Raw genomic sequence first — 12,020 nt, forward strand, 5'->3', positions numbered from 1 at the left:
CTAACTATTATTTTTCATTATAAAATTTTTGCAAAGTGTAAAATGCTTTTTTAGGAATTCCCTTTTCAGAAATAAGTCCTTTTCTATTAAAATCATTTTGAATACGTCTTAAATGCCTTCTATGAGATTTAAAATCCATTAATATCCAAGGAGAAACACCCGCAAGAAAATCAATATTTTTCATCATTTCAATATTGTATTTGTAAACAGCATCTTGGTATTCTTCTGTCCATCGTTCATTTACATCACCATGTAAGCCCTGTAAAGCACCAGCACCAACTTCACTCATAATCATTGGTTTATCATAATGGTTTGCCCATTCCCAATCTGCGCAAGATTCTGGAGAACCACCGTACCAACCACAATAGCTATTAATACCAATAACATCAACAAATTCACCTAGTGGATCTTCAATTAAACGTTCGTTTTTTCCGTTTCCTTTTTGAGTATCTAATGCAGCTGTAATTAACCTAGTACTATCTAAGGCTTTTACTCTTTTTGTTAAACTGCTTAAAAAATTATTTCTAGAGGTGCTTTCAGGAGTTTCATTAGCAACAGACCAAAGTACAATTGCTGCTCTATTTTTATCTCTAGAAATCATTTCTGTTAGCTGGTTTTCTGCATTTTTATAAGTATCAGGATTGTCAAATAAAACCGTCCAATACACAGGGATTTCAGACCATATTAAAAAGCCCATTTTTTCGGCTTCTTTAACCATAGTTTCACTATGCGGATAATGTGCTAATCTTATAAAATTACAACCTAACTCTTTAGCCCAATTTAACAACACTAAGCATTCTTCTTTTGTAGTTACGCGCCCAGAATTAAAAGGTGCTTCTTCATGAATACTTATACCTTTTAAAAATATAGGTTCGCCGTTAAGTAAAATTTTACTGCCTTCTGTTTTTATTGTTCTAAACCCAATTTCATCTGAAATTTTATCATATTTAGTATTAATATTTACTGTATAAAGTTTTGGGTTGTTTGGAGACCATAAACTAGGTTTAGCTTTAACTTTAAAATAAGCTATACCATTTTTAGCTTTAACATTAGTGTTAACTTTAAGCTCTTTAATGTTAATTTGTACATCATCATTAGAACTACTATTTGATAGTTTAACCCAACCTTCTATACTTCTACTAGATTCTTTTGATAATTGAACAGAATAATCTTGAATATAATTTTTTGGAGTTGACACCAAATGTACTGAACGCGTAATACCTCCATAATTCCACCAATCTGTATTTATTGTTGGAATAGCCTCTCTTTTACGTTTATTATCTACTTTAACAATTAAAAAATTATCTTTTTCTTTTAGTTTACCAGTAACGTCAAATTGAAATGGAGTATAACCTCCAATATGACTTCCTATTTTTTCTCCGTTTAAGTAAACTTGAGCTTCGTAATTAGCAGCTTCAAAATACAAGAATGTATTTTTACCCTCCTTCTCTTTATAATCGAACGAACGTTTATACCATACTGTACCTTCATAATAATAGAGCTTTTCCATTTGAGAGTTCCAATCTCCCGGTACGGTAAGTTGGTAATCGGTATCAAAATTATACTCAACTAAATCTGATGGTTTTTCCATCTTTTTATTAGTAAAAAACCCTTCTTCACGTGGTAACCACCTATGGTTATAATATCCATTTTCTAAAGGATCTATTATTACTTGCCACAAACCATTTAAACTAATTTTTTCTCTGGATTCAATGTTTTGTAATACTGGTGATTCATTAAAACTCTGTTGCTGTGAATAACTAGCAAAACTAAACAGTACACTAAAAATTAATACTAGATTTTTTTTCGATTTAATCATAAAATAATTTATTGAAATTCTCTATAGATTTATAAAAACAAAATTAATCTATAACTAAAAAATATATTAGCACACATACACTAAACACTATCACTTATGTTGTGTATTCGCATACATGTAACCAAAAGCAACATTTGTACTACACTTTTTTGTATAAAAAAAGAGAACTTAAAACAACCCTAATTCTATGATGTAGAATAAATAAATATAATTTTCGTGTGCGCACACGAAAATTATATTTATATTTGCTCGTCCGCATTTTAAAACAAAGAATAACAACTAAATTTATAAATAAAATGAGTAAAGTAGTAGTAGTAACTGGAGCAGGTGGTGTTTTATGTAGCACATTGGCTAGTGCTTTAGCAAAACAAGGCCATAAAATAGCTTTGTTAGACCTTAACCTTGAAGCAGCTAAAAAAGTTGCTGATGAAATAAATAAAAATGGTGGTTTAGCCATTGGTGTAAAAGCAAATGTATTAGAAAAAGAATCACTTGAAAACGCAAAAACTGAAGTTAACAATCAATTAGGTAGTTGTGATATTTTGATTAATGGCGCTGGTGGAAACCATCCGTTAGGTACAACATCAAATCCTCACTTACACGAAGAAGATTTAACAAATACCGCTGAAGGTTTTAAAACATTTTTCGATTTAGACCCTAAGGGTATTGAGTTTGTTTTTAATCTAAACTTTATAGGCACTTTATTACCTACTCAAATTTTTGCCAAAGATATGGTGGGTAAAAAAGGGTGTAGTATTCTTAATGTATCATCAATGAATGCCTATACTCCACTTACTAAAATTCCAGCATACAGTGGTGCTAAAGCAGCTGTATCTAACTTTACACAGTGGTTAGCGGTTCACTTTTCAAAAGTTGGTATTCGCGTAAATGCTTTAGCTCCAGGATTTTTCTTAACCGAGCAAAACAGAACTTTATTAACTAATCCAGATGGCTCTTTAACACAAAGAGGACAACAAATTATAGACCAAACCCCAATGGGGCGTTACGGCGAACCTGAAGATTTAATAAGTACTACACTTTATTTATGCGATGATGCTTCATCATTTGTAACAGGTGTAGTTATTCCTATTGATGGTGGCTTTAGTGCTTACAGTGGTGTTTAACAACTAAATTATTTTAAAATGGAACAAACATGGCGTTGGTACGGACCAAATGACCCCGTATCATTATCAGATATAAAACAAGCAGGTGCAACAGGAGTTGTATCTGCTCTTCATCACATTCCTAATGGTGAAATTTGGACAATTGATGAAATTGAAAAAAGAAAACAAACTATTGAAAGCGTAGGATTAACCTGGAGTGTTGTTGAAAGTATCCCGGTACATGAAAATATAAAAACACGCTCTGGTAATTTTCAAACCTATATTGAAAACTATAAAAAAAGCATAGAAAATCTTGCTAAATGCGGTATAAACATTGTATGTTATAATTTCATGCCAGTTTTAGATTGGACTAGAACAGATTTAGGTTTTGAAGTTGAAGACGGCTCTAAAGCATTACGTTTTGATACCACTGCCTTTGCTGCTTTTGAACTTTACTTATTAAAACGTCCGGGAGCAGAATCTAGTTACACAAAAGAACAACAAGCCGAAGCTAAAGCATATATTGAAACTTTATCAGAAGATGAAAAAACCACTTTAATAAACAACATCATTGCCGGTTTACCTGGTGCCGAAGAAGGTTATACTTTAGAACAATTTCAAACTATTTTAGATACTTATAAAAACATTGATGCCGATAAGTTAAGAGAGCATTTAGTTGCCTTTTTAAAAGAAATAATTCCTGTTGCATCACAAAATGATGTATTAATGTGTATTCACCCAGACGACCCTCCATACCCTATTTTAGGGTTACCACGTGTGGTGAGTACAGAAAGTGATTACGCCCATATTTTTAATGAGGTACCAGACAGAGCAAATGGTATTACATATTGTACCGGTTCTTTAGGTGTTAGAGCCGATAATGACTTGGTACAAATTTTTAAGCGTTTTGCAAATCGAGTACATTTTATACATTTAAGAAGTACTAAGCGTGATGAAAAAGGTAATTTTTATGAAGCTAACCATTTAGAAGGTGATGTAGATATGTATAGCGTTATTAAAGAAGCGCTTTTAGAAGAAAGAAAAAGAAAATCTGAAGGCTTAAAAGATGCTATAATACCTATGAGACCAGACCATGGTCATCAAATGTTAGATGATTTAAAAAAGAAAACAAACCCTGGTTATTCTGGTATTGGCAGGTTACGTGGTCTTGCAGAATTAAGAGGTGTAGAATATGCTATAAAAAACAGCATGAACTAAATTTCTATTAATAGTAGAGATAAAAAAGTCAGAAACTTTGTTTCTGACTTTTTTTAAACATAATACTTCTCAAACCTTTTGCATCCCTTAGCTGTAAACAACCCTTTGAAAAAGAGTTTGAAAAAAAAGTCTAACATTTGATAGTGCTCCTCTAGCTTTTTTTGCTCTGTACTACTATTAAAATAAGCTGCTATAATTTTAATAAATGATTTTTCATATTCCTCAATAAATAAATTCTTATTATAGAGCCCTTCTTCAATTCCCCTTTCCATATTTTCATTTATAAGAGGACGCAACTTATTAGGATTCAAACGTAAAATCTGTAAATAAATATCTATATGATATTTTTTTAAATCTCTTATTGTTATTGGAGATATTGATTTAAAAACAGTACTAATTAGCTTTATATATTCTAACAATTCTTCTACAGCATCTTTTGATTTATCATGTATTACAGATAATTTTAATAAAAATTCTTCTGTCTTGTTTTCTACAATACATTTTAGCAAATCAGATTTACTATCAAACAGTTTGTAAAGAGTTCTTTTAGAGATGCCACATTTATTTGCAATATCATCCATAGAAACCACTTTTATGCCATAATTTAAGAATAATAGCAAAGACCTATTCAATATTAATTGCTTTTTAGAATTGGTCATCTCACCTTTTTTTACATTTCAAATAGTATTTTGTATTTGCTTCATCTTAACATCTTAATCGAAACAATTTATTTACTTAATTATACTCTTTAACACCTTTTAAAGCTCTATTACAAATAGTAAACTTTGCCAATTTAAATATTTTACTAATCTTCTAGAATACTGTCATTCCCAAGTGCTAACAGGTATTTTGCTATATTAATTTTATACTTTGATTTAGCATCAATTAAAGCATCTTTAGCTTCTTGATTTATAGCTTTAGCTTCTAATAAATCGGATAAATTGGTTAAGCCTGCATCATAAGTATCTTCTAATTCCTGCAAATATTCATTAGATTGATTTAATGATGTTTGGGCTATTTCAATCTGTTTATATGATTCTGTTAATGTTTTATATTCTTTAGATATTTGAATTTGCATTAACTGAGATTTTTCTTCAAGATTGTTTTTGGCCATTTCTATTTTAAAATTGTGCTCTTTACGTTTATGAGAACCACCCCACCAATCTGATATTGGAATAGATAATGATGCAAAAACAACTCCATAAAAATCGCTATTATCTGCTACATCAAGATACAAGCCGCCAACACCAACACCTAATTCTGGAAGATGCTCTCCGGTTGATAGTTTTTTTTGTAATACTTCAGCATCAACAGCTTTATTTAGTAGTGCAGTTTCTTTTCTATTTTTAATAGCTATTTGGGGTTCTTGATAATAAACACTTGGCTTTTTTATATCTATTATACTATCTAACACTGATAGGTTTTGGTAATCTTCAAGACCTAGATGTTGTGCAAAAACCATTTTTAAAACATCAATTCCGTTAGTTAATTTTAGTTTATTACCTTCAATTTTATTTAACTCAAGATTTACTTTTAGCACGTTACTTTTTTGGGTTAAACCTGCCTCATAAAAATCGTTCACCTCTTTATGAAGATTTTGTAAAAGTGTTTGATAGTTTTCTATGGTTTTCTTTTTTTCATTTAAAGCTACCAAATTCCAATAATACTCTTCTGTTTTAACCATTATTTCACTTACAGTAAGATCATGCTGTAACTCTTGAACATCTTTATTTAAAGTTGCCAGTTTGTTTCCTATTTTAATTCTGCCTCCTGCATAAAGGGGTTGTATTGCTGTTAATGCAGCAGAATTTGTATAATCTAAGGTTTCTATTGAAAATGACGGAATGTATGCAAACTGTGTTGGATTTACCAAATTTTCAGGATTGCCATCATAAACTGGTAAATTCATTTCAGGTGTTTCAATTTCTGATAAACTTTTTGATGATTTAAAAAGACTAGCTGATGCACTGACCTTAGGGAAATAATTGGTAAAAGCATTTTTCTTTAGCTCTTTAGCTGCATCAATTTTTAATTTTGATTCTTTTATACTTAAATTATTTTTTAATGCTAATGTTTTACATTTTTCTAAGGTATAATCTTGACCAAATAATTGAATACCTATTATTAAAAATACTAATAAACTAATATTTCTCTTTGCCATTACTTTTAACATAATTAATTTAATTTAGCTTTTATAGCTGCTTTTTTGGCTGCTTTCCCAATAGATTTCCAGAATAATATTGGCAACACTAATAAGGTAAGTACCATACCTGTTAACAACCCAAAACAAATTACTGTACCTAATGGCCCCCAAAGCGGTGAGCCACTTATAATCATTGGTATTACTCCTACCGCAGCCGCTAATGAGGTTAAAAATATTGGGCGCATTCTTCTTTTTCCTGCTGCTAATGCAGCTTCTTTGTAAGACATTCCATTAGTAGTTACCAATTGGCTTGCATAATCAATTAAAATAATACCATTACGTACTACTATACCCATTAAACCAATAATGCCCATAAATGAAGTAAAACCAAAAGGGTAACCTAAAAGTAGTAGTCCTAAGCCTGCGCCAAAAATACTCAGCAACATTGTAGACATAATTAGTAGTGATTTTCTAATGGTTTTAAATTGAAACATGAGAATAAAAAATATTAAAACAACACTCACCCCTAAAGATTTAGCCATAGGAACGTAGTTTTCAATATTTGCCTCATGTTCTCCCCCATAAATTATATTAACACCTTCTGGTAATTGTAAAGCTTCTATTTTAGGTTTTACAGCATTAAATGCAGTAACCCCCAATTTACCCCTTGCTACATCTGCCTTAACAGTAAGTGTACGTACTCCATTTCTTCTAGCCACTGTACCTTCTGTCCATTCTGGTTCTAATTTGCCTATGGCTCTTAATGGCAACGACTCAAAGGTTAACGGAGAAGTTACATATTGATCATTTAAATCATTAATACTATTTTTTAAATAATCTTCTTTTGATAGAAGTACATTAATTGGATAATCTTCTTCCCAAACTGTTGTAACAGGTAAACCATCTAAAGAAATTAACAACGATGACGCTACCAAAGATTTTGCATAACCTAATTGATTAGCTTTATTTTTGTTTAATTGAACAGAAATACCAGGTCTTTTTTCATCCCAATCATTTCTTACCCATGTAAGATCTTCATTCTCATTAAGTATTTCTGCTACTTGTTTTCCTACTGTCTTTAAGTCTGAAATATTATTAGAAGCTATTCTAATTTCAATAGGAGAACTAAAAGACTCCATTGCTAATTGTTTCCATTTTATATGAGCGCTTGGAAAAGCATCTTTGTATTTTTTGGTATACTCATCAAGCACTTCAATGGTAGCTTCATCAGACTCTGTATTTAATAACAACTGCCCATAGTTTTCTGCTGGCAAGTGTGGTGCATACAACGCATTAAATCTAGGAGAACCATTACCTATAAAACTAGCAATATTTGTTATTCTACTATCTTGATTTAAAATACTTTCTAAACTATCAATTACTTTTTCTGTTTTACTAACTGATGATCCTTCTGGTAGGTATACTTCTATAGCAAATTGGTTTCTTTCCATTGCTGGAAATAACTTCTGATCTACATTCATTAAAAATATAATGCCCAAAATTATTGATAACACGCCCCCTACAACTGTAAGTTTAGGGTTTTTAAAGCAAAAATTTAATGCCTTATTAAATGTGTTTTGAACTCTATCTAAAACACTTTTTTTGTCATCATTTTTTTCTTCTTTATGAAGCCCTGTTTTTATATAAGCGAAACACATAAATGGCACTAATAGAACCGCTACTAGCATAGAAATTAATAATGCTATACCAATAGTTACTGGAAAAGTCCCTACAAAATCGCTGGCTATTCCTGTTAAGAAAAACATTAAAGGAAAAAAAGATGCTGATATCGCTGCCGAAGCTGTTAGTACAGGAACAAACAGTTCTGTGGCAGCTTTCCAAGCAGCGTTCCAAGGTGTTTCTCCATGATCAAGTAGTTCTACATGACTATCTATAACAACAATTGCGTTATCTACCACCATTCCTAAAACCACTATTAATGCTGCTAGCGAAACAATATGCAACTGAATACCCACCAACTGCATAATTCCTAATGTTATTAATATAGAAACTGGTATAGAAACCCCTGCAACAGCAGCTACCCTAAAAGGTAATAATAACATGGTTACTATAATTACCGCAACAATAGCAATTACAAATTCCTTTAAAAAATGAGAAATAGATTTATCTACAACATGAGGTAAGCTGGATATTATATTTAATTTTATATCATCTCCTATGCTCTTAGAGAAATTATCTAAAGTGTTTTGAACCTCATCACCAAATTGTACAATATTATTGCCTTTTTGCATTTCTAATGAAAGTAGCAAAGCATTATTACCATTATTACGAATGTAATTTGTAGGTTTTTTATAACGCCTTTCTATGTAAGCAACATCTTTTAAACGTATAACATTATTATCTTGATCATTAAAAATTATTTGCTCTTCTAAATCTTTTTCAGACTCAAACCTTGGTGGCAAATGAATAGGTAAAACTAGGTCTCCATTATCTAACTGACCAGAGTAATTTAAAGACTCTTGTAGTTTAAAAGATGCCAGTATATTAGAGGGTTTTAAATTAAACCTAGTGAGTTTTTCTGGTTTAATATAAATATGTATTTCTTCTTTTTGAGTACCAAAACGCTTTATTTTAGATACGGTTTCTACCTTTCTAATTTCGGCCTCTAAATCTTTCATTATGTCTTCCAGTTCTCTATAAGAATGTTTTTTTGATGACATTGTTATTAATAATGCAGAAGTATCGCCAAAATCGTTATTACCTATTAAAGCCAATACTCCAGATGGTAACTGCATTTTAAGTTCACTTAAACCATGTCTTAATTTAGACCAAAATTTATCGGCATTTTTAACATTATCATTCAATTCTACATAGATAATCATTTGCCCTTCTTTGGAATGAGAATATGTTTTTAGTTTGTTAACCTCCTCATAACCAAAAATATAATCTTCTACAACGGTGGTAAGTTGCTCTTCAACCTGAAGCGATGTTGACCCAGGAAAAACACCAACAATTACTCCTTGGCGTACAGTAAACTCTGGAAACTCCCTACGTGGCATGTTTTTTAACCCATAAATTCCTAAAAGCATCATAACAGCAACTATGACCAATACAATTTGATGGTGCTTCATAGTAGCTTCTATAAAATTCATTTTTTTCATAAGTAATTACTATTATAATAATGAGTTAAAATATCACTATATCATTTTCAGAAAGCTTGTGTTGACCATCTGTAATTATCACATCTCCTTTTTCTAAACCTGATAATATTTCTATGTTATTGTTAATAAAAGCACCTAATTCTACATAGATTTTAGAGACTGTTTTATCTTTTAATACTTTGAAAACATAGGGTCTGCCGTTTTCTTCTTTTAAGACTGAACGATACGGAATTGTTATTTTACCGTTATGAGGATTTGTTTTTATACTAACATCACATGCCATACCAGATTTGATAATCAAATCAGGATTTTTTAGAAGAATTTTTACTTCGTATGTTTTTGTTAGCATATTGGCTATTACACCTATTTTCTCTATGTATCCAAAAAATTCTTTATTCCCTATAGCTGGTATAACAACCGCTACTTTTTGTTCTTTTTTTAATTGATTGATTTCGTTTTCAGGAACCGCAATTTTAACATACACCTCATTTAGTGAAACTAAATTAAAAACGGGACTTCCGGGTATTGAACTTGAGCCAACCTCTACATTTCTAGAGCCAATAAAGCCCGAACTTGGCGCCTTTAAAGTGCAGTTAAGTAAATTTTGATAAGCAATGCTGTTGGCAGATTTAGCTTGTTCTAATTGTGAGGTTACTTCCTGCATTTGTATTTCAGGCAAACTTCCTTTATCATAAACAGATTTTAATCTATCAAAAGCATCCTTTGCTTGATTTAAGGCTGCAAGAGTTCCTTTGTACGCATTTTGTTGAGATATATCATCTATTTTGGCAAGTATTTGCCCTTTCTTTACCCAATCTCCCTCTTCAACATAAATGGAGTTAACAGTTCCAGGAAGTAGAAAACTAATAGGTGTTGAAACCTTTGGTTCTATTGCTCCGTTGTAGGTTAAAGTTTCTCCAATTGTTTTATTATCTATTTCAACAACGCTTACCTTTATTTGCTTTGTAGAGCTGTTATTATTACTCTGTTGGTTAGATTTATTACAACTTACAATAAGTAATAGTACTAATAAGGAAAGTATCTGTTTTTTTAACATCGCTTGAAAAGATTTTAAATAAATTCTTTACAAAACTATTTATAAATCTGTGCAAAAAACAGGTTTAAACAAAGCCTAAATTGGTTCTAAACAATCATTTTTAACTTAAAAACTATTATTAAACATCATTTTTTGGTTTAAATACAATAATTCTTAAGTTTTCATTACCCATTTAAAAAAACTATTTTTCAATATTAGATTTTCTATAATTTAAAGGAGAGATACCTGTATGTTTTTTAAAAAATTTACCAAAAGCAGATTGATCACTAAATTGTAATTCATTAGCAACTTGGGCCACTGTTAGTTTATGATTTCCTAACATTATTTTAGCTTCCATAACTACAATTTCATTAATTAATTGACTAACCGTTTTGCCTGATACTTCTTTTAAAATTTTTGATAAATGCCCTGGAGTAACACATAAAATATCTGCATAAAATTGAACAGAACGTTCTTCTTTAAAGTTTTCATTTAACAACTTTAAAAAACGAAATGTTAACTCTTCATATCTTGTGTTTTTTATTTCAAGGTTGGGATAAGTTTCTTTAAATTTTGAAGTATAATAGTACATAATAACACCAAAAGAATTGGTTATTATTTCATTCCAAAAGAGCGTTTTATCATTATTTTTTTCTTTAATTATTTGAAAAAGTTTAACAAATAATTTTACATCTTTTGATGTTAACTTTAATTTAGGTATATGGTAATTTACCAAAAAACTAAACGCATCAATTTCAATAATTTTATACGAATTTTTAAAAATAAAATCTGCTGTAAAACTTAATGCAGCTATTTCTAGATCTTCTGAATAATCTTGTAAATGAAATACCGTATGAGGTGTTAAAGCTATAATTTCATTTTTCTGAATTGTATATGAAATTAAGTTTAAAAGAATTTTGAGTTTGCCTTGACGTACAATTAGTAAACCATAATTATCGGTACGAAATGGATAGGTAAAAGGGATGTTTTCAAATTTATTTTGAGAAATATGCACATAAAAATCTCCAGATTGTAGAGGCTCTCCTAAAACTTCTGCAATCTCATGAATAGTATGCTTTATTATAGTATTATCTGCCAAGTCATATTATTTACAACGCAATTTAATGCTTTTTGAATTATCTGAGACTCATTTAAATTTTCAAATACCTCACAATTAATTTTACCTCAAATATTTAATCAAAATGATAAGTAAAGAGGGCTTGCAATTACATAATTACTATCTTTTATTAAAAAATTTAAACAACAAGAAATTCAATACAACTATTTCAATTACATAGCTTTAACCACCTATTTGGCTTACACTTTTTGTCTTTAGAAACTGTGAACCGAATTAAGTCATATTAATTCAATTCTTATGATAAGCACAAAAAACATAAAACCTCGATAATCTTACGATTACCAAGGTTTTGATATTAATTGGTTATTAAATTTGTCGGGGTGGCAGGAAGCCTCTTCCTCTTATATAATATACTATATATCAATCATTTACAAACTCAAAAAACAATCTGTTAGCCGATTTGTTGACGGGCTTATAAATGACCTCAAAATAAATTACTTT

8 protein-coding genes are annotated in these 12,020 nt (G+C 30.3%); 2 read left to right on the forward strand and 6 right to left on the reverse strand.

Annotated features, from left to right (window positions below):
• Positions 1-7: 7 nt before the first annotated feature.
• Positions 8-1,819, reverse strand: a complete 1,812-nt coding sequence (locus J1D01_RS16650) for a glycoside hydrolase family 2 protein (RefSeq protein ID WP_421151654.1) — start codon at positions 1,817-1,819, stop codon at positions 8-10.
• A 296-nt stretch (positions 1,820-2,115) separates the two neighbouring features.
• On the opposite strand from J1D01_RS16650, the gene J1D01_RS16655 reads away from it, so the two are divergent.
• Together J1D01_RS16655 and uxuA are read left to right on the forward strand one after the other, a co-directional pair.
• Positions 2,116-2,943, forward strand: coding sequence for an SDR family oxidoreductase (locus tag J1D01_RS16655; RefSeq protein ID WP_421151655.1), 828 nt, complete (start codon positions 2,116-2,118; stop codon positions 2,941-2,943).
• A gap of 18 nt (positions 2,944-2,961) precedes the next feature.
• Positions 2,962-4,140 (forward strand): mannonate dehydratase, encoded by a 1,179-nt coding sequence (uxuA, locus tag J1D01_RS16660; RefSeq protein ID WP_421151656.1) that lies wholly within the window; start codon positions 2,962-2,964, stop codon positions 4,138-4,140.
• A gap of 53 nt (positions 4,141-4,193) precedes the next feature.
• Here the strand turns inward: uxuA and J1D01_RS16665 are convergent, their stop codons facing one another.
• From J1D01_RS16665 to J1D01_RS16685, 5 genes are all read right to left on the reverse strand, one after another.
• A complete protein-coding gene (locus tag J1D01_RS16665; RefSeq protein WP_372937692.1) occupies positions 4,194-4,799 on the reverse strand; it encodes a TetR/AcrR family transcriptional regulator in 606 nt (201 codons plus the stop codon).
• 146 nt (positions 4,800-4,945) lie between these two features.
• Positions 4,946-6,301 carry a TolC family protein gene (locus tag J1D01_RS16670; RefSeq protein ID WP_421151657.1) on the reverse strand — a complete coding sequence of 452 codons (1,356 nt, stop codon included), beginning with the start codon at positions 6,299-6,301 and terminating at the stop codon, positions 4,946-4,948.
• Between the two features lie 14 nt (positions 6,302-6,315).
• The gene (locus J1D01_RS16675) at positions 6,316-9,396 is read right to left on the reverse strand and encodes an efflux RND transporter permease subunit (protein WP_421151658.1); all 3,081 of its coding nucleotides are present in this window, start codon (positions 9,394-9,396) and stop codon (positions 6,316-6,318) included.
• A gap of 34 nt (positions 9,397-9,430) precedes the next feature.
• Entirely contained in the window at positions 9,431-10,462 is a 1,032-nt protein-coding gene (locus tag J1D01_RS16680; RefSeq protein WP_372937695.1) for an efflux RND transporter periplasmic adaptor subunit, read from the reverse strand.
• Positions 10,463-10,643: 181 nt separating this feature from the next.
• Entirely contained in the window at positions 10,644-11,540 is an 897-nt protein-coding gene (locus J1D01_RS16685) for a helix-turn-helix domain-containing protein (protein WP_421151659.1), read from the reverse strand.
• Between the last annotated feature and the right edge of the window lie 480 nt (positions 11,541-12,020).

It is taken from the genome of Seonamhaeicola sp. NFXS20 (assembly GCF_049132085.1).
GTDB lineage: Bacteria > Bacteroidota > Bacteroidia > Flavobacteriales > Flavobacteriaceae > Seonamhaeicola.

Excerpts from the sequence above, each read along its gene's own strand:
- J1D01_RS16650 (WP_421151654.1), bottom strand. The coding sequence starts at position 1,819 with ATGATTAAATCGAAAAAAAATCTAGTATTAATTTTTAGTGTACTGTTT.
- J1D01_RS16655 (WP_421151655.1), top strand. The coding sequence starts at position 2,116 with ATGAGTAAAGTAGTAGTAGTAACTGGAGCAGGTGGTGTTTTATGTAGC.
- uxuA (WP_421151656.1), top strand. The coding sequence starts at position 2,962 with ATGGAACAAACATGGCGTTGGTACGGACCAAATGACCCCGTATCATTA.
- J1D01_RS16665 (WP_372937692.1), bottom strand. The coding sequence starts at position 4,799 with ATGACCAATTCTAAAAAGCAATTAATATTGAATAGGTCTTTGCTATTA.
- J1D01_RS16670 (WP_421151657.1), bottom strand. The coding sequence starts at position 6,301 with ATGGCAAAGAGAAATATTAGTTTATTAGTATTTTTAATAATAGGTATT.
- J1D01_RS16675 (WP_421151658.1), bottom strand. The coding sequence starts at position 9,396 with ATGAATTTTATAGAAGCTACTATGAAGCACCATCAAATTGTATTGGTC.
- J1D01_RS16680 (WP_372937695.1), bottom strand. The coding sequence starts at position 10,462 with ATGTTAAAAAAACAGATACTTTCCTTATTAGTACTATTACTTATTGTA.